This is a genomic window from Rhodopseudomonas faecalis (genome assembly GCF_003217325.1).
GTDB lineage: Bacteria > Pseudomonadota > Alphaproteobacteria > Rhizobiales > Xanthobacteraceae > Rhodopseudomonas > Rhodopseudomonas faecalis.
Genome location: NZ_QJTI01000029.1, coordinates 1 through 21,672 on the forward strand (window position 1 = coordinate 1; position 21,672 = coordinate 21,672).

At 64.3% G+C, this 21,672-nt stretch carries 20 protein-coding genes; 8 read left to right on the forward strand and 12 right to left on the reverse strand.

The window, feature by feature from the left end; genetic code table 11:
* Window positions 1-177: 177 nt before the first annotated feature.
* Window positions 178-1,278, reverse strand: coding sequence for an HD-GYP domain-containing protein (locus tag BJ122_RS17185; protein WP_110782413.1), 1,101 nt, complete (start codon window positions 1,276-1,278; stop codon window positions 178-180).
* A gap of 179 nt (window positions 1,279-1,457) precedes the next feature.
* On the opposite strand from BJ122_RS17185, the gene BJ122_RS17190 reads away from it, so the two are divergent.
* Entirely contained in the window at window positions 1,458-1,829 is a 372-nt protein-coding gene (locus BJ122_RS17190) for a hypothetical protein (protein ID WP_110782414.1), read from the forward strand.
* Between the two features lie 82 nt (window positions 1,830-1,911).
* Here BJ122_RS17190 and BJ122_RS17195 read toward each other — a convergent pair whose 3' ends face one another.
* From BJ122_RS17195 to BJ122_RS17205, 3 genes are all read right to left on the reverse strand, one after another.
* Window positions 1,912-2,625, reverse strand: a complete 714-nt coding sequence (locus BJ122_RS17195; protein WP_110782415.1) for a polysaccharide biosynthesis/export family protein — start codon at window positions 2,623-2,625, stop codon at window positions 1,912-1,914.
* Window positions 2,626-2,815: 190 nt separating this feature from the next.
* On the reverse strand, window positions 2,816-3,469 hold the full coding sequence (msrA, locus tag BJ122_RS17200) for a peptide-methionine (S)-S-oxide reductase MsrA (RefSeq protein WP_110782416.1): 654 nt from the start codon (window positions 3,467-3,469) through the stop codon (window positions 2,816-2,818).
* A 152-nt stretch (window positions 3,470-3,621) separates the two neighbouring features.
* Complete coding sequence (locus BJ122_RS17205; protein WP_110782417.1) at window positions 3,622-3,939, reverse strand: hypothetical protein; 318 nt, start codon at window positions 3,937-3,939, stop codon at window positions 3,622-3,624.
* Window positions 3,940-4,263: 324 nt separating this feature from the next.
* Between BJ122_RS17205 and rpsT the strand changes: the two genes are divergently transcribed.
* The 7 genes from rpsT to BJ122_RS17240 all read left to right on the forward strand — a co-directional run bounded on the left by rpsT (window position 4,264) and on the right by BJ122_RS17240 (window position 14,806).
* The gene (gene rpsT / locus BJ122_RS17210; RefSeq protein WP_110782418.1) at window positions 4,264-4,530 is read left to right on the forward strand and encodes a 30S ribosomal protein S20; all 267 of its coding nucleotides are present in this window, start codon (window positions 4,264-4,266) and stop codon (window positions 4,528-4,530) included.
* 1,228 nt (window positions 4,531-5,758) lie between these two features.
* Entirely contained in the window at window positions 5,759-7,195 is a 1,437-nt protein-coding gene (gene dnaA, locus BJ122_RS17215; protein WP_110782419.1) for a chromosomal replication initiator protein DnaA, read from the forward strand.
* 258 nt (window positions 7,196-7,453) lie between these two features.
* Entirely contained in the window at window positions 7,454-8,572 is a 1,119-nt protein-coding gene (gene dnaN, locus BJ122_RS17220; RefSeq protein WP_110782420.1) for a DNA polymerase III subunit beta, read from the forward strand.
* Between the two features lie 164 nt (window positions 8,573-8,736).
* Entirely contained in the window at window positions 8,737-9,876 is a 1,140-nt protein-coding gene (recF, locus tag BJ122_RS17225; RefSeq protein WP_110782421.1) for a DNA replication/repair protein RecF, read from the forward strand.
* Window positions 9,877-10,007: 131 nt separating this feature from the next.
* The gene (locus BJ122_RS17230; protein ID WP_110782422.1) at window positions 10,008-11,087 is read left to right on the forward strand and encodes an autotransporter outer membrane beta-barrel domain-containing protein; all 1,080 of its coding nucleotides are present in this window, start codon (window positions 10,008-10,010) and stop codon (window positions 11,085-11,087) included.
* A gap of 251 nt (window positions 11,088-11,338) precedes the next feature.
* The gene (gyrB, locus tag BJ122_RS17235; protein WP_110782423.1) at window positions 11,339-13,780 is read left to right on the forward strand and encodes a DNA topoisomerase (ATP-hydrolyzing) subunit B; all 2,442 of its coding nucleotides are present in this window, start codon (window positions 11,339-11,341) and stop codon (window positions 13,778-13,780) included.
* Window positions 13,781-13,939: 159 nt separating this feature from the next.
* Complete coding sequence (locus BJ122_RS17240; RefSeq protein WP_110782443.1) at window positions 13,940-14,806, forward strand: hypothetical protein; 867 nt, start codon at window positions 13,940-13,942, stop codon at window positions 14,804-14,806.
* Window positions 14,807-14,967: 161 nt separating this feature from the next.
* On the opposite strand, the gene BJ122_RS17245 is transcribed toward BJ122_RS17240, so the two are convergent.
* The 8 genes from BJ122_RS17245 to ccoP form a co-directional block, all read right to left on the reverse strand.
* Window positions 14,968-15,477, reverse strand: coding sequence for an Lrp/AsnC family transcriptional regulator (locus BJ122_RS17245; RefSeq protein ID WP_110782424.1), 510 nt, complete (start codon window positions 15,475-15,477; stop codon window positions 14,968-14,970).
* 142 nt (window positions 15,478-15,619) lie between these two features.
* Window positions 15,620-15,841, reverse strand: a complete 222-nt coding sequence (locus BJ122_RS17250) for a hypothetical protein (RefSeq protein WP_110782444.1) — start codon at window positions 15,839-15,841, stop codon at window positions 15,620-15,622.
* An 83-nt stretch (window positions 15,842-15,924) separates the two neighbouring features.
* Window positions 15,925-16,245 (reverse strand): hypothetical protein, encoded by a 321-nt coding sequence (locus BJ122_RS17255; RefSeq protein WP_146227218.1) that lies wholly within the window; start codon window positions 16,243-16,245, stop codon window positions 15,925-15,927.
* A 74-nt stretch (window positions 16,246-16,319) separates the two neighbouring features.
* Window positions 16,320-16,496 (reverse strand): cbb3-type cytochrome oxidase assembly protein CcoS, encoded by a 177-nt coding sequence (gene ccoS, locus BJ122_RS17260; protein WP_110782426.1) that lies wholly within the window; start codon window positions 16,494-16,496, stop codon window positions 16,320-16,322.
* A gap of 11 nt (window positions 16,497-16,507) precedes the next feature.
* Window positions 16,508-18,682 (reverse strand): heavy metal translocating P-type ATPase, encoded by a 2,175-nt coding sequence (locus BJ122_RS17265; RefSeq protein ID WP_110782427.1) that lies wholly within the window; start codon window positions 18,680-18,682, stop codon window positions 16,508-16,510.
* A 9-nt stretch (window positions 18,683-18,691) separates the two neighbouring features.
* Window positions 18,692-19,192, reverse strand: a complete 501-nt coding sequence (locus tag BJ122_RS17270) for a FixH family protein (RefSeq protein WP_110782428.1) — start codon at window positions 19,190-19,192, stop codon at window positions 18,692-18,694.
* A 16-nt stretch (window positions 19,193-19,208) separates the two neighbouring features.
* Window positions 19,209-20,666, reverse strand: a complete 1,458-nt coding sequence (gene ccoG, locus BJ122_RS17275; RefSeq protein ID WP_110782429.1) for a cytochrome c oxidase accessory protein CcoG — start codon at window positions 20,664-20,666, stop codon at window positions 19,209-19,211.
* A 120-nt stretch (window positions 20,667-20,786) separates the two neighbouring features.
* Entirely contained in the window at window positions 20,787-21,668 is an 882-nt protein-coding gene (gene ccoP, locus BJ122_RS17280; protein ID WP_110782445.1) for a cytochrome-c oxidase, cbb3-type subunit III, read from the reverse strand.
* Window positions 21,669-21,672 lie beyond the last annotated feature (4 nt).

Consider the following 21,672-nt stretch of genomic DNA (forward strand, 5'->3'; position numbering starts at 1 on the left):
CTCCGCAAGGCTCAGTTGATCTCGCTCCGCCATCGCCGTCTCCGATCCAATGCCAAACCATTGAATCACCAATCGCCAATAACGCAACGATCCCCACAAGGGGGAGGGACCAGAGGCGATGTGCTGTCCGAACTAACTGCTCGCCACGCCGCGAGCGCGATCCGCCGCCAGCAGCGCTCAGCGCCCGAGCACCACCGGCCGGAACGCCTGCACCAGTTTCTGATCGAGCTTGTCGCCCATCGCCTCAAGGGCGGCAAAGGCCTGCTCGTGGTTGCGCGCCGGCTCGCCGGGGCGCCCCTCGACAAACGAGGCAAATCGATCGACCAAGGTGATGATGCGCACCAGGTCGCAGATCTGGTCGCCATGCATGCCGTTGGGGTAGCCGCTGCCATCGAGCATTTCGTGATGATGCAGCACCACTTCCAGCACTTCGCGCGGGAACCCGCCTTGCGCGGTCAGCGCCTCATAGCCGAGCTCCGGATGACGGCGGAACAGCACCATCTGCTCGGCGCTGAGCGCGGTGGTCTGGTTCAGGATCGCGGTCGGCACAAAGGCCTTGCCGACATCGTGCAGCAGCGCGGCGCGCGTCAGCCGGCGCTGGTCTTCTTCGCGAACGCCGAGATATTGCGCGAACGCCACCACAAAGCCGGTCGCCGCCAGACAGTGCCGGTAGCTGGCATTGTGGTGCGAGCCGACAGCCGACAGCCACTCGCGCAGCGAGGTGCGCTTGATAGCCTTCAGGATAGAGCTTTCCGCGGCCATCACGTCTTCAACGGTGAGCGGAATCCCCGCCGGCAGCTTTTCGAAAATCTTCACCATGACGAGATGAGCGGCCGCGACGCCTTTCGACAGTTCCTTGCCGCGGGCGCCCGCTTCATCGACGTCGTCATCGACGCTGGGCAGCGCCGCGCGGATGCGCTGCAAGATGTCATCAGGATCGAACGGCCGGGCAATGGTGTCGGTCGCGCCGAGCGCCCAGGCCTGCATCACGCCATGGTGCATCAGATCGGCGAGCACGAACAGCCGCGGCATCGGCTGATAGGCCGCGCCCAGCAGTTTTCGCCGCACGTGCTGCACGGTTTCCGCCGAACGCAGATTGATATCGACCACCACGCCGGCCAGGTCTTTGGCCGGGGAATCGGGCAGCCCGGAGGTCGGCACGGTCTCGACCTCGGCGACATTGGCCAGGATCCGCGCCAGTTCGCGGCTCTGATCGTGGCGATCCGACGCCAGTAGCAGGCGGCGTTTGGCAGTGGATTTCATGGCAGCAGCCGTCATGGTGCCTCAAGCCGAACAGAGGTCTGTGCTGTAACTGATAGCGGAAAAAAGGTTCTCGCAGATTAATCGTGTTCCTTAATGAATCGTCACGGCGTTGCGGCAAATGGTCGGCAATGGATTGCTCAGCACCGCAGCACGGGGCTAGCTTCGGCCATCACAGAGGAGCGTGCCACAACGCCATGCCGAACAATTATCGAGCCCACCCGGCGCTGAGCGCGGTTTGCTGCATCGCATTGGCCGCCGTGATCGGCGGCGCTGCCAACCCCGCGGCCGCGCAGCAGCCGGCGGCGTCGGCCCCAGTGCCGTTTACCATGACGCTGTCCAACAATGTGCCGCTGACCTTCGGCATGGACCCGAGCAGCGTTGCGGCCGCGCTCGGCACCCCGCTCTATCACGTCAGCGGCCGGCCCGGTGATGAGGTGCTGATGGCGATCCGCGACGGCGGCGGCTCCGGGCTGCTGCCGCGGCGCGACCGGCTCTATCTGCAATTCCGCAGCGGCCGGCTGACCGGCTGGAAGGGCGACTGGGGCCATAATTGGATGTGGCGCTGAGCACCTTATCGCCGCGCTGGTGTCGCGTTATCGCGCGATGTGGACGCCGTTGCGCGTCGAGCAAACGCATCGGCACAGCAAGCTAGAACCAGCGTTCGCCGACCAGCAGCGTATCGCCCGGGCGCACCGGCGTGCCGAGCGGCACCGGAATGCGCAAAATGCCGCGCGCATCGCTGCGGGTCAGCATCACCTCGTCACGCTTGGCGCGCGGCGAAAATCCGCCGGCGATCGCCACCGCGCTTTCGACGCTGAGATTGGGCACATAGGGATACTGACCGGGTGCCGCGACCTCGCCGAGAATGAAGAACGGCCGGTAGGATTCGATTTCGACCGCCACCGAGGGATCGCGAATAAAGCCCGCGCGCAGCCGCGCCGCGATTTCCGCCGCCAGCCCGGCCGGGGTGCGGCCACGGGCCGGCACCGCGCCGATCAGCGGCATGGTCACCGCGCCGCTGGCATCGATGGCGTAAGTATTGGTCAGTCCCTCCTGGCCATAGACCAGCACCCGCAGCCGATCGCCGGAATCGAGCAGATAGCTCGGATCGTGCATCACCGGGCCCGGCAGCGGGGTCGCGGCATAGGCGCTGCGCGGACCGGCGGCACTTGAGGCAAATCCAGAGGTGAACAGGCCACGCGGCGGCAACGGCGCCGGACGCACCGGGCCGTAGGCGATGGCGTCGAGACTGTCGGGCGCAGGCCGGCGCGCCAAGGAAGTGCCGTGTTGGGTGCAACCCGCAACACTCAGCACCAGCAGCGCCGTCACAACCGATACTCGAAACACGCGCGCGAGCCGCACCTGCCATCCCTCACACCAGGAGATGGTCCAGTTAATAGGAGGTTAGGGTTAACAAATGGTTCGGCAAGCGGCGCCGCCGCGCCGCACACTTGAGATACGGCGCGCAACTGATCGGTGCGCAACAGTCGCAGCGGCCGTGGTCGCATCACAGCCGCTGGGATTGTCTGACTGTGACCGTGAGCGCGGCGCGTTACGCCGCAGTCAGCCCGGTCGGGCAGCTGACGCCGGTGCCGCCGAGCCCGCAATAGCCGCCCGGATTTTTGGCGAGATATTGCTGATGATAATCCTCGGCGAAATAGAACTCGGTCGCCAGCAAGATCTCGGTGGTGATGGCGCCAAAGCCGCGCGCGCTCAAGGCGCGCTGATACGCATCGCGCGAGGCTTTGGCGGCCTCGAGCTGCTCGGCACTGCTGGTGTAGATTGCCGAGCGATATTGCGTGCCGACATCATTGCCCTGACGCATGCCCTGGGTCGGGTCGTGGCTTTCCCAAAAAGTCTGCAGCAGCCGCTCAAAGCTGATGCGGCCGGGATCGAACACCACCAGCACCACCTCGGTATGGCCGGTTCTGCCTGAGCACACTTCTTCATAGGTCGGATTGGGGGTGTGGCCGCCGGCATAGCCGACCGCGGTGACGTGAATGCCCTCGCCGAGCTGCCAGAATTTGCGCTCGGCGCCCCAGAAGCAGCCAAGCCCGAACTCCGCGCGCTGCAAGCCCTGCGGATAAGGCGGCGCGAGCGGCCGCCGCAGCACCGCATGGCTGGGCGCGATCGGCAGCGGCGTGCGGCGCCCCGGCAGCGCTTCATCGGCCGTGGGCAGCGTGGACTTCTTGCGCGAGAAAAACATCGGCGATCTCCAGGCACGGCCGGCGCCCGCTCGCGATCGGCACCAGCCGACAACCGAGGGAACAGCGGCGTTCAACGAAGATGCGATATAATGTCAGTTGCGGCGGGCGGCAGGGGCGCCCTCGCCCGCCGCCGTCACAAAATTGGCACCGCTCAGTCGCGGGCGTAGCCGATCAGCGGCTTGCGCGGCCGAAACAGCACCATCAAGGCCAGTCCGAGCACGCCCAGCACCGCAAAGGTCGGCTGGTTCAGCACAACCTGCACCACGCCATTCCACAACCAGGGCGCGATGTCCTCGACCTCGGCGCGGAAGCTCTGCTGGCTGAACTGATGGATGTCATTCCAGAACTCGCCCAGCCGGGTGATGCGCAGGCTGCTGTCGGCGACCGAGCGGGCGCCGTCATAGACCAGGAAGATGAACCCGCCGGCCAGCATCAGCAGCCCGATCAAACGGAAAAATCCGCGAAACATGCGCCACCTCGTCAGCCATTCGCCCCATAAAGCCCGCCCGGCAATAGCGGCCCACCCGGCAAAATTCAACCTCGCCAGCGACTTATCACCGGCGACGCAACCGCGCACCGCTGTAAACGCCCCCGCAAGCCGTTGACGGTGCTGTTTGCGACCACTATAAGGGCGTGCAGTTGGCGGTGGGGGCGATCCTGCCGCCGCTGTTCTTTGAGCGGCGCTGTGGTTTGAGCTTGCCGTTTGGGGATGGCATTTCACGAACACCCGGACACACATCAGCGTCGCTTGTGACGCCCGGTCACGCGCTGGCCGCTGAAGGATTGAAACACGATGGCCAATACCTCTTCCGCCAAGAAGGCGACCCGAAAGATCGCGCGCCGCACCATCATCAACAAGTCGCGTCGCAGTCAGATGCGCGGCACGGTCCGGAACGTTGAAGAAGCGATTGCCAAGGGCGATCGTGACGCCGCGCTGCAGGCGATGGCGAATTGCGAGCCGGCACTGATGCGCGCTGCTCAGCGCAACATCATTCACAAGAACACTGCCAGCCGTAAGGTCTCGCGCCTGACGCATCAGATCGCCAAGCTGGCGAAGTAAACTACACGCCTTCCAGCTACGCGCTGCATGAAGCCCGGCATTGGCCGGGCTTTTTTGTTGCGTAGTTGCCATCATCACGCGCTGACAGCGTCGCAGCGCGTGCATTCAACAAAGATGGCAGTGCGACTTCGTGAAGATACGAAGGTGTTTTCCAGCTTCTCAGGAAACCGTCGCAAAACTGTCGGGAAACGCTCGCAGCAACAGCCTTTTTTGGCTGTGGCGGCTGCCCGAGCTTGAACAAAAAAGCAAGCTCACGCCCCCTCCTGCAGCGCGTTTTCAACGGGGGTTACCCTGGTCAGACGCTCACAAAAAATCGCGACTCGATAATCACTTACCGGCATAGCGCGGAAAAGCACTTCAAAAAGCCGGACCGCGTCGCGGCAAAAGTTACTGATTGATGAATTTATTTTCGGCTTAACGCGCAGCCACAACGATCCGCTCACGATCTGAATCCGTGCGAAGATTCAAAACCTTGTGGAAAGGTCGTTAAAACTTGCCGCTTTTCCACGGTCCGCTAGCTGAATTCTGCGCCGCTCCCCCAAAATCAATCCCATTGCGACAGCGCGATCGTCGTGTATTTCTTAATCCGCTCGCGGCGCCCACGGTTCTTCGATCAGCGCGATCTAAGACCCTTGGGCAAGCACGCAAATCGGCGGCGATTAGCGTGTTAGCGACACTTTCCAAGCGATGGATGGTTTGCAACTCATAGCGATATGAGAACGGTCGACTTTGCTTCAACTCTATTCCGCCGCTCAGCAGAACAGCTGTGTGAAGGACAGAACGGACGAAGCCGATCGCAAGCCTCTAAGCTGGAACTCGCGACGCTCGGTTCACCGGGGGCTCTGCCAACGAACCGATGCATTGCGGGGGGTTTGATTGCTGGTGGGACGACAGTCCTGTCGCGCGGTTCGCGGCAGGAAGGGGGAGGTCTGATGAATATCCAATTGACCTGTTCGATCGAACGCAGCGCAATCTCGGCTCCCGTTTTGCTGATCGATGCGCTGAGCTTCACGAGCGATCCGCTCTGCGCTGGCCCTCCGCCGCGTGCGTCGCTGGGGGCCCCTGGTCCTCGCTGAACTAGTTAACCCTCATCGCTGATCCGACCTCGGCAATCGCCGATGGGCGGAGCTATGGCCGAAGATAGGCAAAGCACCCGGCAATTCGCCGCGGCGCTGCGACGACTGACGCCTCAGCTTGGAATTCGTTTTCTGAAGAAATCTGGAAAGCCATGACAAATACCGAACAGGATCGCTGGTCTCGAGTTAAGGGCCGTCTGCGCTCCAGCGTCGGCGAAGACGTGTACTCGAGTTGGTTCGCCCGCATGGATCTCGAAAGCCTGCAGCAGGAGAGCGTGCATCTGTCGGTGCCCACCCGGTTTTTGAAGAGCTGGATCCAGACCCACTATGCCGACCGCGTGCTGAGCTGCTGGCAGGCGGAAATGCCGGAAGTTCATCGCATCGATCTGACCGTGCGCTCGGCGGCGCGTTGTGCCGCGCCGGTACGTGATGCGCAGGCCGCGCCGACCGAACCGCGTCGTGATGATCACCATCATCCGCGTCCCGCTGCACAGGAAGTACGCAGCAGCGCGGCAACGCCGGTATCGACCAGCCATGATGCGCTCGGCGGCTCGCCGCTCGATCCGCGGCTGACTTTCGCCAGCTTCGTGATCGGCCGTTCCAACACGCTGGCGCATGCCGCTGCTAAGCAAGTCGCCGAAGGCCGTCATGGCGATCCGGTGATGTTCAACCCGCTGTACATCCACTCCGGCGTCGGCCTTGGCAAAACCCATCTGCTGCAGGCGGTGACCTGGGCCGGCAATTCCAACCCGGACCGCAAGGTGCTGTATCTCACCGCCGAGAAATTCATGTACGGCTTTGTCGCGGCGCTGAAGTCGCAGACCTCGCTGGCCTTCAAGGAAGCGCTGCGCGGCATCGACGTGCTGGTGATCGACGATCTGCAGTTCCTGCAGGGCAAGACCACCCAGGCCGAGTTCTGCCACACGCTCAATGCGCTGATCGATGCCGGCCGTCAGGTGGTGATCGCCGCCGACCGTCCGCCGTCCGATCTGGAAAGCCTTGATGAGCGCGTGCGCTCGCGGCTCGCCGGTGGTCTCGTGGTCGAGATGGGCCAGCTCAGCGAAGATTTGCGGCTTGGCATTCTGAAGTCGCGCGTCACCGCGGCGCGCGCCCATCACGCCAGCTTTGATGTGCCGCAGCCGGTGCTGGAATATCTGGCGCGTAGCATCACCCATAACGGCCGCGACCTGGAAGGCGCGATCAATCGGCTGCTGGCGCATTCCAAGCTCAATTCCCAGCCGGTGACCCTGGAAATGGCGGAGCGCGAAGTGCGCGATCTGATCCGCCCGCAAGAGCCGAAGCGCATCAAGATCGAGGACATCCAGCGCGTGGTGGCCCGGCAGTACAATGTCAGCCGCGCCGATCTGTTGTCGTCGAGGCGCACCGCCAATGTGGTGCGGCCGCGCCAGGTGGCGATGTATCTCGCCAAAACGCTGACGCTGCGGTCGTTGCCGGAAATCGGCCGCCGGTTCGGTGGCCGCGATCACACCACGGTATTGCATGCCGTGCGCAAGATCGAAGGGCTGGTGTCCAAGGACACCACCTTGTCCGATGAGGTCGAACTCTTGAAGCGCCAGCTTCAGGAGTAACCAGCTCGCGCACCGGGCGCCGCTCGGCGCCCGAAGCCTCCGGAATCACGGGGACATTTGGCATCGTCCGCCAAAGCGCCACTTGCGCCGCGGCGGCTTTGCCGTCACCTTGCGGTCCCCCGCGGTTCCGGCCGCGGCGGCGATCGCCCGGGAGAGATCCCCAGGGACTTGCTCCCAAGGGACTTGCTCCCCAGGGACTTGCTCCGCGGCTGATCGGTCATTTCGAAATGTGTGTGGGTTGGACCAGGCGGGTTTGCAATGAAGGTCACGGTGGAACGCGCGCAGCTCCTCAAGTCGCTTGGCCACGTCCATCGCGTGGTTGAACGGCGCAACACGATTCCGATCCTTGGAAACGTGCTGGTCCGCGCTGAGCAAGGCCGGTTGTCGCTCAAAGCCACCGACCTCGACCTGGAAGTCACCGAGACCCTGCCGGCCGAGGCCGCGCAGCCGGGCGCCACCACGGTGCCGGCGCATATGTTCTACGACATCGTGCGCAAGCTGCCGGATGGCTCGCAGATCGTGCTGGAAAGCGACGGTGAGCGCGCCGTGCTGGCGATCCGTGCCGGCCGTTCGCGCTTCACGCTGCAGACCTTGCCGGAAAGCGATTTCCCCGATCTTGCCGCCGGCGAGATGGGCCATGCGTTCGCGTTGCCGGCCGCCGACGTCAAGCGGTTGATCGATCGCACCCAGTTCGCGATCTCGACCGAAGAAACCCGCTACTATCTGAACGGTATCTATCTGCACAGCGCTGACAGCGCCGGCACCGCGACCCTGCGCGCGGTCGCGACCGACGGTCACCGCCTGGCTCAGGTCGAGCTGCCGCTGCCGTCCGGCGCCGCCGGCATGCCGGGCGTGATCGTGCCGCGCAAGACCGTTGGCGAAGTGCAGCGGCTGATCGAGGATTCTGAGATCGGCATCGGCATCGAGCTGTCGACCAACAAGGTGCGCTTCACCATCGGCAATGTGGTGCTGACCTCAAAACTGATCGACGGCACCTTCCCCGATTACGGCCGGGTGATCCCGCAGAACAACGACAAGGAACTGGTGGTCGACAAGCACGAATTCGAAGCGGCCGTCGACCGCGTGTCCACCATTTCCAGCGAGCGCGGCCGCGCCGTCAAACTGGCGCTGTCAGCCGGCAAGCTGGTGCTGACCGTGACCAATCCCGACTCCGGCAGCGCGACAGAAGAACTCGAGGTCGAATACGCTTCCGACGCGCTCGATATCGGTTTTAACTCGCGCTACCTCTTGGACATCGCCGCACAGATCGAGGGCGAAGCCGCCGTGCTGAAACTCGCCGATCCCGGCTCGCCGACCCTGATTCACGACCGCGACGCCAAGGGCGCGCTGTACGTGCTGATGCCGATGCGCGTGTGAGCTTTCTTCCCTTCTCCCCTTTTGGGAGAAGGTGCCTTCGCGAAGCGAAGGCGGATGAGGGGGGATGTCCTCGGATGCAGCCCCCTCACCCGGCGCCTCGCTTCGTTCGGCGTCCCCCTCTCCCCCAAGGGGAGAGGGTTCAATCAGCGCTTCCCACGAGCGATATGACCGCCGCCCGCATTCATCGCCTCTTGCTCAGCCAGTTCCGCAACTACACGGCGGCCAGTCTGCGCGTCGAGGCTGACCTGGTGGCGCTGGTCGGCGCCAATGGCGCTGGCAAGACCAATTGCCTGGAAGCGATCTCGCTGTTGTCGCCGGGCCGCGGGCTGCGCCGCGCCACGCTCGACGACATCGCCAATCGCCACGGTGACGGCTCATGGGCGGTGTCGGCCGAGGTCGAGGGCGCGCTTGGGCTTGCCACGCTCGGCACCGGCATCGAGCCACGGCGCGATGACGCCGCCGCCAGCAGCCGACGCTGCCGGATCGACCGCGAGAATGTCAGCTCGGCGGCGGCCTTTGGCGATCATCTGCGCATGGTGTGGCTGACGCCGGCCATGGACGGGCTGTTCACTGGCCCGGCCGCCGAACGGCGGCGGTTTTTCGACCGGCTGGTGCTGGCGATCGACAGCGAGCATTCCAGCCGGGTGGCGGCGCTGGAGCGCAGCCTGCGCTCGCGCAACCGGGTGCTGGAGGAACGCTGCCAGGATTCCCATTGGCTCGACGCCATCGAACGCGAGACCGCGGAATTGGCGGTCGCGGTGGCGGCGATGCGCGGCGAAACCGTGATGCGGCTCGGCGCGGCGCTGGCGGCGCGCGGTGCCGGCTCGGCGTTTCCCTCGGCTGACATCGCGCTCGATGGCTGGATGGAAAACGCGCTGCGCACGGAGCCCGCAACCGCCATTGAGGATCGCTACCGCGCGGTGCTGCGCGAGGCGCGGCCGCGCGACGCCGCCGCCGGCCGCACGCTCGACGGCCCACATCTCACCGATCTGCGCGTGGTCTATGCCGCCAAGGCGATGCCGGCGCGCGACGCCTCCACCGGCGAGCAGAAAGCGCTGCTGATCGGCCTGATCCTGGCCCATGCGCAGCTGGTGGCGGAGATGACCGGCATCACCCCGCTGCTGCTGCTCGACGAGGTGGTGGCGCATCTTGATCCCTCGCGCCGCCGCGCTTTGTTTGCGGAGCTGCAGCGGCTCGGCGCCCAGGTCTGGATGACCGGCGCTGATCCAGCGGCGTTCGCCGATCTTGCCGGCGGCGAGGTGTTTGACGTCGAGGACGGCCGGATAGCGGCGCGGGCCGACTAGGACTTTGCCGATCGCCCGCGCGAGCATCGATCATCGAACGCAACTTTAACGCGATCTTCACTCCATCCGAGCAAGGTTCGTCTGACGAACCGCGCGAAAGCTCATGCCGGGATTCAAGAAGGACAGATCCGATGCACGTCGCCTCCTCGAGCCTGCCCCTGGATCATACCGTCAGATCGTTCCGCCATCAGACCGCCGAGGCATCGGCGCAGCAACAGGGCAGCGGCGACATCCACGGTTTCCCCGTGTCCGCTTCAAACACGGCGATCAGGATCGAGATCTCCGACCGAGCCAAACTACTATTGGCCCGCGCCAATGCGGAGCAGCCCGTGGTGCAGCAACTGCAAGCGCAGATCAATGCGCTCCGCCACGCCGCATCGTCGATGGGCCTCGGCAGGCCGTTCGACATCCTCGACAATGTCACCATCACCACCGGCTCCGGCGACGACGTCATCACCGCTCTGAGCCACGCCACCATCAATGCCGGCGACGGCAATAACAGGGTCAGCACTTATAACCACTCCACCGTGACCACCGGCGCGGGTGACGACGTGGTCGACACCTATGGCTGGTCCACCGTCAACGCGGGCGACGGCAACAACAGGGTCAGCACCTATAACCACTCCAACGTGACCACCGGCGCGGGTGACGACGTGGTCGACACCTATGGCTGGTCCACCGTCAACGCGGGCGACGGCAACAACAGGGTCAGCACCTATAACCACTCCACCGTAACCACCGGCGCGGGTGACGACGTAGTCAGCACTTATGGCTGGTCCACCGTCAACGCGGGCGACGGCAACAACAGGGTCAGCACCTATAACCACTCCACCGTGACCACCGGCGCCGGCAACGACGTGATCAACACCGGCAACACCTCAACGATCTTCGCGGGCGGCGGCGATGACATCATCACCACTGCCGGATGGTCCACGGTTCAGGGAGGAGCCGGCAACGACACCATCCGGGTCGGAACGCTGTCCATGGTGATGTTTGGCAGGGGTGATGGTCGTGACGAAATTCACGTCAACGGCAGAGTGACATTGCAGATCAGCGGCTATTCGGCGTCCGACGTCACGGTGACCCGCGATGGCGACAACGCCGTGCTCAGCTTCAAAGGATCGGAGGATTCCATCATCCTCAAGCTCGACGCCGGCAGTTCTGCCACCCTGAAATTCACCGACCAGGCGGCGCTCGACATCAAGGTTTAGCGCCGCGCGCCGCCGGTATCGGGCTGGTTTGAGCAAGCCCTGCCGATCGGACCGATTCGGCCCTCGCACCGGCTTTTCAGCGGACGCCAGAACGGCCCGTTCCGGGCTTGAAAAATAGCCAAAATCCCCCATTTATTCAATGCCTTGAACCGCCCGACTTTGCGCTAGGCGCAGCCCCCCTTTCGTGGCACAAGAGACAGCATCAATCCGACTTGCGTGCGTCGATTCGGCGCCACCCGCGAAGGCCCCACATGACCGAACCTGCCCGGCAGACCCCTGCTGATTCCGAGCATTCCCCTGCGATCGAATATGGCGCGGAGTCGATCCGGGTATTGAAGGGCCTGGACGCGGTCCGCAAGCGCCCGGGCATGTATATCGGCGACACCGATGACGGCTCCGGCCTGCACCACATGGTCTATGAGGTGGTAGACAACGCCATCGACGAGGCGCTGGCCGGCCACGCCACCCGGGTCGAGGTGGTCCTGAACGCCGACGGCTCGGTGACGGTGCGCGACGACGGCCGCGGCATCCCGGTCGACCTCCACAAGGGCGAAGGCATTTCGGCGGCCGAGGTCATCATGACCCAGCTCCATGCCGGCGGCAAATTCGACCAGAATTCCTACAAGGTGTCGGGCGGTCTGCACGGCGTCGGCGTGTCGGTGGTGAACGCGCTGTCGAGCCGGCTGTTGCTGCGCGTGTGGCGCGACGACAAGGAACACTTCATCGAATTCGCCCATGGCGAAGCGCTGGCGCCGTTGGCGGTGGTCGGCGCCGCCGGCGGCAAGCGCGGCACCGAGGTGACGTTCTATGCGTCGCCCGAGACCTTCACCAATATCGAATATGATTTCGCCACGCTCGAGCACCGGCTGCGCGAACTGGCGTTCCTGAATTCCGGCGTCAACATCCTGTTGTCCGACCTGCGCCACGGCGTCGAGAAGCGCGAGGAGATGCGCTACGAGGGCGGCGTGGTCGAGTTCGTGAAATATCTCGACCGCAACAAGAAGGCGATCGTGCCGGCGCCGATCACCATCTTGGCGGAGATGAACGGCATCACCGTGGAATGCGCGCTGTGGTGGAATGACAGCTATCATGAGAATGTGCTGTGCTTCACTAACAACATTCCGCAGCGTGACGGCGGCACCCATCTCGCCGGCTTCCGCGGCGCGCTGACCCGCCAGGTCAACGGCTATGCCGACGTGATCGCCAAGAAGGAAAAGATCGCGCTGACTGGCGACGACTGCCGCGAAGGCCTGACCGCGGTACTGTCGGTGAAAGTGCCGGACCCGAAGTTTTCGTCGCAGACCAAGGACAAGCTGGTGTCGTCCGAGGTGCGGCCGGTGGTCGAAAACGTCATCAACGAGGCGCTGGCGAGCTGGTTCGAGGAACACCCCGCCGAAGCCAAGACCATCGTCGGCAAGGTGGTGGAAGCCGCCGCGGCGCGGGAAGCTGCCCGCAAGGCGCGCGAACTGACCCGCCGCAAAGGCGCGCTCGACATCGCCTCGCTGCCCGGCAAGCTCGCCGATTGTCAGGAACGCGATCCGGCCAAGTCCGAACTGTTCATCGTCGAGGGTGACTCGGCAGGCGGCAGCGCCAAGCAGGGCCGCAACCGTGAATTCCAGGCCGTCTTGCCCCTTCGGGGCAAGATCCTCAACGTCGAGCGCGCGCGCTTCGACAAGATGCTGTCCTCCGACCAGGTCGGCACGCTGATCACCGCGCTCGGCACCGGCATCGGCCGCGACGATTTCGACATCAGCAAGCTGCGTTATCACAAGATCATCCTGATGACCGACGCCGACGTCGACGGCGCGCACATCCGGACGCTGCTGCTGACCTTCTTCTTCCGGCAGATGCCGGCGCTGATCGAAGGCGGCTTCCTCTACATTGCGCAGCCGCCGCTCTACAAAGTGACGCGCGGCAAGTCCGAACAATATTTGAAGGACGAGCGCGCGCTGGAAGATTATCTGATCACCACCGGCCTGGAGGACTGCGTGCTGCGGCTCGCTTCCGGCGAGGAGCGCGGCGGCCGCGATCTGCTGGCGATGGTCGATGATGCGCGTGTGATCCGTCACACGCTGAGCAATCTGCACAACCGCTACAATCGCAGCGTGGTCGAACAGGCCGCGATCGCCGGCGTGCTCAATCCGCGCATCGGCCACGACCTCGCCACCGCCAATCAGGCCGCCGATTACATCGCCAAACGGCTCGACGTGCTCGCCGATGAAGTCGAGCGCGGCTGGAGCGGCACCTTTATCGAAGGCGAAGGCTTCCACTTCGAGCGCACGGTGCGCGGCGTCAAGGACGTCGCCACCATCGACGCGGCGCTGCTCAATTCGGCCGACGCCCGCAAGCTCGAGGAATACGCCGCCCGGCTGCAGGATTGCTATCCGCGCCCGGGGGTGCTGCGCCGCCGCGACACCGAGACCATGATTCACGGCCCGGTCGGGCTGTTTGAGGCCGTCACTGAAGCCGGCCGCAAGGGCGTGTCGCTGCAGCGCTACAAAGGTCTGGGCGAGATGAACCCCGGCCAGCTGTGGGAAACCACGCTCGACAGCAACGCCCGCTCGCTGCTGCAGGTGAAAGTCCGCGAAGTCGACGAAGCGGACGACATCTTCACCAAGCTGATGGGCGACGTGGTCGAACCGCGCCGCGAATTCATCCAGGACAATTCGCTGAGCGCCAACGTCGACGTCTGATCGGCGCCGCCCCTCCCCTCCGCCCGCCGCGGCATCGGTGCAATCCCGATTGCCGCGCTTGGCGCGCCGTGATCAGATCGCGGCATGGATTCCTCATCCGCTTTACCGCTCCCGAGCCTCTTTGGCTGCGCCCTCGCTCGGCGCCGCTGGCGCGACGGCATGGTGCGGGCTGCCGCTGCGCTGGCCGTGCTTTGGTTCACCGCGATTGCCGCCGCGCTGCCCGCGGCCGCGGCCAAGGATGACGATGATGATGACGACGACACGCCGGCCAAGCCAGCGGTGCCCAACATCTATCTCGATCTCAGCACCGCGGCGGTCACCATCCCGGCCAACAGCCTGGCGCTCGGCTTTGGCGGCGGGCAGTGGCTGTCGCGGCTGCAATTATCCTCGCCTGCTGCGATCGGCGTCGGCGTCAGCGCGCCGTTGACGGTCGACCTGACCGACCGGCTGTCGGTATATGCCGGCGTGTTTGGCAGCACGGCGCTGCCCGACAACGGCTCATGGACTAACTTTGAGATCAATAGCTGGATGGCCGGTTTCACCGCCGAGCTTTATCAGCAGAACGGCGGCACATTTCCGACCGTGACGCTGCAATCGACGCTGTCAGCGCCGACCATCGACTGGCGCATCAACGCCTCCAGCATCGATAACAATCTGGAGTTCGACTACGCGCTCGACGCGGACGAAACGCGCGGCCTGCTCGCCGGTGTGCGCTACATTCAGGTGCTGGTCGACAGCGCGGCGGTGACCGTGCGTTCGCCGATCATCGGCTATCTCGGCGGCTATTATCAGTGGCCGAATAATTGGAAGGCGTCGGTGCGGGCCGGACTGCAGCATTTCGGCGGCGCGCAGCTTGGCACGCTGACGCCGATCAAGTCGTTCACCCAGCCGATCCTGCGCATCGATCTCGATCAGATCGACGACAATGACAACCGGCTGTTTGGCGTCTCGGGGCAGATCGCCTGGACCCCGACGCCGTCCTACATGCTGACGCTGCGCACCCCGATCTATGCGGTGCGCAACTAGAACACTTCGGCACCCACCGCCCACCGATCACCCATCATGCCGCGCTTGTCGCTGGCATCCACGTCTTACTCAGTGATTCAGGAGCAAAGACGTGGATAGCCGGAACGCGCCCAGCCATGACTGGGCTGCGTGACTGGTATCAATCGCGATAAGTGCCGCGATTACGCCGCTTCCAGCGCCGGCACCGGCAACGCCGTCACCGACTTGATCTTTTCCATCGCAAAGCGCGAGGTGACGTTCTTGAGCGGCACGGCGCTGATCAGCTTCTTGTAGAAGATGTCGTAGCTGCGCATGTCGGCGACCACCACGCGCAGCATGTAATCGACATCGCCCGCCATGCGATAGAACTCGATCACTTCGGGCATCGCGCTGACCGCGTTGGCAAACGTCTTCAGCCAGGCGTCGGAATGATCGCCGCTCTCGATCGAGACGAACACCGTGAGCCCCAGGCCGATCTTGTTCTGATCGACCAGCGCGACCCGCTTGGTGATGACGCCATCGGCCTCGAGCCGCTGAATGCGCTTCCAGCACGGCGTCGACGACAGCCCGACCCGATCGCCGATCTCCGCCACCGACAGCGAGGCGTCATTTTGCAGCACGGTGAGGATTTTGCGGTCGATCGCGTCGAGCCGGCGGTTCGATTCAACCTGCGGGACAGACAATTCAGCCATGAGAGAAACTTTCTTCCAAATGACCACGACATCGCGGCCTCGTTTGGGATTTTATTTCACGCGATGGCTTAGCTTGTCAAGAACCCGAACCATCGGTCCGGCATCGCGCCGCGGGCGCGGCGCGATCATCCGGCGCAGCGGCTCAGGCCGCTTTGGCCACGACCGGACGCGAGCCGGCCTTGGACTTGTCGAGCGACGCTAGATGGCGCAGCGCCGCCTTGTGCGCCTCGCCGGGCGAGCGGAATTCGCGGCCGTCGAGCAGATTGAAATCGTGGCTGGCGGCGTGGAACCGATAGGCACGGCCATCGCGGACCACGATGCCGGCAGCGTGCGACTGAACTTCAATGATGAATGCAGTGGACATGACAAACCCGTCGCCCGGCTCGCTGGCCGGCGCCTTTTCTGGTTTGAAGAAATCGAATGGGGTGGGGTTGAAGGGGTTCTGCTTCAACAACAACAGGACGGCAGATGCATTCGACTGCACACGTCCACCACACGCGATACCACGCTCGACCACCGCTGACGCAAAGACATCATCAATCCCCGTTCGGTCAGCACCGCTGGATCCGCCCCCGCCGGCTCAGCCTGCTGGCCGAGGGGGGCGTCGCTCATGGGACCAATCACGGTCGGCATGCCCGCCGCCGTTTGATCCACAAGCGCCTTTTCCACCATAGGTGGCATCAAAGTCAATGGCTCGCGCAAAAAGAGTTGTTCGTTCTCCGCGAGCACCGCAGCGGGGAATGACCTGCTGTCAATATGGGGCTGCATCTCACTCCCCTTCTGCGGCACGGGCATCCTTTGATGGGGCGGGTCGCGCCAAAACGGCGGCGCACCCCATGGCCTCAGCGTTCGTGCTGCACCGGGGCCGGGGTCGGCGGCTGCTCGTCATCGGCGATCGCCCGCCAGGCGGCGCCGTCGAGGTCCTCGTATTGGCCGCTCTTCAGCGACCACAGGAAGCCGATCAGACCCAGCAATCCGAGCGCCAGAGCCAGCGGAACCAAGATCACCATCACTTCCATGACGCAGTCTCCTAATTCACCCGACGCGCACGCAGCGCATTCAGCATCACCAGCAGCGACGAGCCGGACATCGCCACCGCGGCGATCAGCGGCGTCGCGAAGCCGAAGATCGCGATCGGCACCGCGAGCACGTTGTAGCCGATCGCCAGTCCGAGATTTTCACGCATCAGCCGCATGGCCTTGCGCGCGTAGTCGATCGCCGTCACCACCGGCGCCAGTTCCTTGCCGAGAAACACCAGGTCGGCGGTGCTCTGGCTGAGATGGGCGGCGCTGATCGGCGACATCGACACGCTCGCCGCCGCGAGCGCCGGCGCGTCGTTCATGCCGTCGCCGACCATCATCACCTTGCGGCCGCGGCGCTTCAGCGCCTCGATATGCGCGATCTTCTCGGCCGGCTTGACGCCCGCCTGCCAGATAGCGACACCAAGCGTATCAGCCGCATGGCGCACGGCCGGCTCGCGATCGCCCGACAACAGCTCGACGATCACGCCGCGGGCATGCAGCGCTGCGATCGTGTCCTTGGCGTCGGCGCGTAGTTGCTGGCGCACGGCAAATACGTAGCGCTCATCACCGCGGCGGAACGCCACCACCGACACTTCCGGATCCTCGCTCATCACCGCCAGCGCTTGCGCCTCGGCGCCGCAATAGGCCGGGCTGCCGAGCCGCAGCTCCTGGCCGTCGAGCACGGTGCGTACGCCCTGCCCCGGCTCCTCGACCACATCGGCGAGCGGCGAGCGCGCCTGCGCCGCGCGAGCCACCGCGGCGGCGACCGGGTGATGGCTGGCGAGCGCCAGCCGTCCGGCGAGCTCGAACACCGCGGGCGGCACCGCGCCGGCATTGACGACGTCGAGTTCCGGCAACGTCAGCGTGCCGGTCTTGTCGAACACCACGGTGTCGACATCGGCGACGCGCTCGATGGCATCGCCGGAATTGAGCAGCACGCCGGCGCGGAACATCGCGCCCGACGCCACGGTCTGCACCGCGGGAATCGCCAGGCCGAGCGCGCATGGACAGGTGATGATCAGCACCGCGATCGCGGTGACGATCGCGTCGTGCCAACTGGCGCCAAACGCCACCCAGCCGAGCATCGTCAGTAGCGCGGTGATATGAACCAGCGGCGCATAAAGCCGCGAGGCACGATCGGCGAGCTGCACATAGCGCGAGCGCGCTTGCAGCGCATTCTCGAGCAGCCGCGAGATTTCCGCCAGCAGCGTGCCTTCCGCCGCCGCCGACACTTTGATGCGCAGGCTGCCCGACATGTTGAGCGTGCCGGCATAGACCGCGACGCCGCGCTCGGCGGCGACATGGCGGGTTTCGCCTGTGATCAGGCTTTGATCGATCTCGGAGCGGCCTTCGATCACCACGCCATCGACCGCGCAGCGCTCGCCAGCGCGCAGCAGCACGATGTCGCCGGGCTGAACCGCTGCAATCGGCACTTCGCGGATCTCATCGGGCCCGACAAATTTGGTGGCGGTTTCCGCTTTCAGCGCCGCGAGATTGCCGGCGACCGCGCGGGTGCGCTGCCGCATCTTCTGATCAAGGAACCGGCCCGCCAGCAGGAAGGTGAGCAGCATGATCGCTGCATCGAAATAAGCGTGCTCGGCGTGATTGATGGTTTCCACTAGCGACATCGCCAGTGCCAGGATCACGCCGATCGAGATCGGAACGTCCATATTGACGCTGCGGGCGCGCAGCGCCTGCCAGGCCGATTTGAAGAACGGCTGGCCGGCATAGGCCGCACTCGGCAGCACCACCAGCGCCGACAGCCAATGGAAGAAGTCGCGGGTCTCCGGCAGCATGTCGGTGCCGACCCAGATCGGGATCGACAGCATCATCACGTTCATGCTGGCGAAGGCGGCAACGCCGAGGCAGGTCAGCAGCCATTTGGCGCGGCTCGCTTCCTCGATCTCGGCGCGCATCGGCTCGAACGGATAGGCCTTGTAGCCGAGTTCGGCGAGCCTATCGATGAACAGCGCCGGGTTGAGCGCGCCCTTCTTCCATTCGATGGCAAGCCGGCGATCGGTGAAATTGACGCGCGCCCGGGTCACGTCCGGGATCGAGGACAGCCCGCGCTCGATCTTGGCCATGCAGCCGGCGCAGCTCACGCCCTCGACCGCGAGATCGAGATGGGCGGTGTCGGCATCGACGTCTTTAACGTAGTGAGAAAAGTCCCGGGTCATCAGCATGACGGCATCCTAGTTCAGCACCATGCGATTCTTTGACAGAAACACCCGGTTGCCGGTGGCATCGCCTTCCAGCACCAGCTCCCACAGACCCGGCTGCACGCCGCTGGTCTGGCCCCGATAGATGCCCTCGCCGATCTCGGCGAGCGTCAGTTCCTTGTCGCCGCGCTTGTCGGCGGGTCGTTCCAGCCGGCCGAAGAAGGTCAGCCCGGCCAGCGGCACGCCGTTGTGATCGCGGGCCTCGACGCGCAAGGTCGCGAGCCCATCGGGCTGCCGCTCGACCTTGGCGTCGATCTTCCAATCGCGCTGCGCCTGTTCGCGCGCCGCCGCGATTTCATTGTCGTAGCGCAGGCTGGCGAGATAGGCGCTATCGACATTGGTGCCTGGCAAAGTATCGATCGCCAGTTTCATCATCAGCAAATTGACGCCGATCACCAGGCCAAAGAACCCGAGCAGCAAGCCGAGCACCATGCGGCCGGTGAGCGGACGTGGTGAAGAGATCGACTTGCTCATCGGGCACTCCTTGGCCTCACGGCGTCACGAAATTGTCGGTCGCGGCCGCGACCTCGCCGGATTTGGTATCGGTGACGCGGAACCTGACCGGGGTCGACTTGTCGAGATTTTCCTCGGAGCCGACTGTGACCAGCACGCGCAGTTCCAGCGTCTGATCGCGGCCGATCGAAATGGTCGGACGTTCAGCCGCCGCGGCCTCCACGCCGATCACCTGAAGGGTCGCGGACGGCGGGCCTTCGACCTCGACCGACACCACACGATCGATGCCCTGCTTGTTGAGCACGCGCATAGTGTAGCCGTTACGCACCGAGCCATCGCTGAGCCGCACCGCCAGCGGGTTGCGGTCGTGCAGCACGTTGACGTCGAGCAGGGTGCGATGGCTGAGCGTGTACAGCATGATCGCGCCGACCACGGCGATCAGCACCGTGTAGATCACGGTGCGCGCCCGGATGGTCCGGAACACCTCCGGCTTACCCTCCATGCGGCGATGGATGTTGATGTCGTTGTCATAGCCGATCAGCCGCGGCTCGCGGCCGATCTTCTTCATCACGGTGTCGCAGGCGTCGATGCACAGCCCGCACTGGATGCAGGCGAGCTGCGAGCCGTCGCGGATATCGATGCCGGTCGGGCACACCGCCACGCATTGATTGCAGTCGATGCAATCGCCGACCTTCTCGCCCGCCGCGCGCGCTTGCTCGGCCTTTTTCAGCGAGGTGCGGGTTTCGCCGCGGTCGTATTTATAGGTGACGTTCAGCGCCCATTCGTCGGTCAGCGCCGCCTGGATGCGCGGCCACGGGCACATATAGACGCAGACCTGCTCGCGCATGAAGCCGGCCAGCACATAGGTGGTGAAAGTCAGGATGCCGATCCAGATATAGGCGACCATCGACGCCTGGAACGTGACCAGCTCCTTCATCAAGGTCGGGGCATCGGCGAAATACAGCACCCAGGCGCCGCCGGTCCACCATGCGATCATCAGCCAGATCGAATGTTTCAGCGTCAGTTCGGCGGCGCGCTGCAGCGTCAACCCTTCCGCCTCCTTCTTCATGCGCTCGCGGCGGTCACCCTCGATCGCGCGCTCGACCGCATAGAACAGATCGGTCCACACCGTCTGCGGGCACAGATAGCCGCACCACACCCGGCCGCCGAGCGAGTTCATCAGGAACAGCACGATCGCGGCGATGATCAACAGGCCGGTGAAGTAATAAACTTCCTGCGGCCACAGCTCGATGAAGAAGAAATAGAAGCGGTTATTGGCCAGGTCGAGCAGCACCGCCTGATCCGGCAGACCGGGCCCGCGGTTCCAGCGCACAAAGGGCAGGAAGTAATAGATCCCCAGGCACACCGCCATCAGGATCCACTTGATCCGCCGGAACGTTCCGGACACGCGCTGCGGATAGATCTTCTTTTGGGCTACGTAGAGCGGCCCATCGGGATCGGGGTTGAGTTCGCTCGGCAGCACTGTCTTGTTCATGATGAGGGCTTTGCTCGCCACCAGAGAGGAAGGTTAGCTCCCCTCTGATGAACGCCTTTGATTAACCTCAAGTGTCGCACGCCATGAAACTTGTCCGCGGCGCGCGGCACTCACGACTGCTTATTTGCCCCCGCCTAGTGAATGTACGTAAACGGCCATCGCCTTGATGGTGCCGGTATCAAGCCGGCCTTCCCATGACGGCATCACGCCGGCCCGTCCATTGGTGACGGTTTCAATGATGCTGGCTTCATCCGAACCGTAGAGCCAGATTTTATCGGTGAGATTCGGCGCGCCAAGCTCGGGATTACCCTTGGCGTCCTCGCCATGACACGCCACGCAATTCTCCGTGAACAGCTTCTCGCCGGCGGCCTTGTCGAAGCCCGGCCGGGTCGGAAGCCCCGACAGCGAGCGCACGTAGTTGGCGACCGTGACGATCTCGTCGGGCTTGAGCACGCCTTCCTTGCCGAACGCCAGCATCTGGCCTTCATGCGCTTCGGCATGGCCCGAGCGCGCGCCGAACTGGATGGTTTTCATGATCTGGTCAAGCGAGCCGCCCCACAGCCAATCGTCGTCATTGAGGTTGGGGAAGCCCTTGGAGCCGGTGGCGCCGGTGCCGTGACAGGGCGCGCAATTGTCGCCGAACACCGCCTTGCCCTTGGCACGCGCCATCGCCAGCAGGGCCGGGTCCTTCTGGATATCTTCAAGCGAAGCGGTCGAGAGCGCTGCCATCTTGCCGCCGCGGATCGCGTCGAGCTTGGCGAGTTCCACCGCGACGTCGGCGCGCGAGGAGTAGTTGAACCAGCCGGTGGTGTGGTCCTTCACCAAGGGCCACGCCGGATAGACGATCCAATAAGCGATCGACCAGACGATGGTGGCGTAAAAGGTCCACACCCACCAGCGCGGCAATGGCGTATTGAGTTCCTGAATGCCATCCCATTCGTGGCCGGTCGTGGTCCTGCCGGTGACTTTGTCGAGTTCGCCATGAGGTGCGTGGTCAGCCATGTTC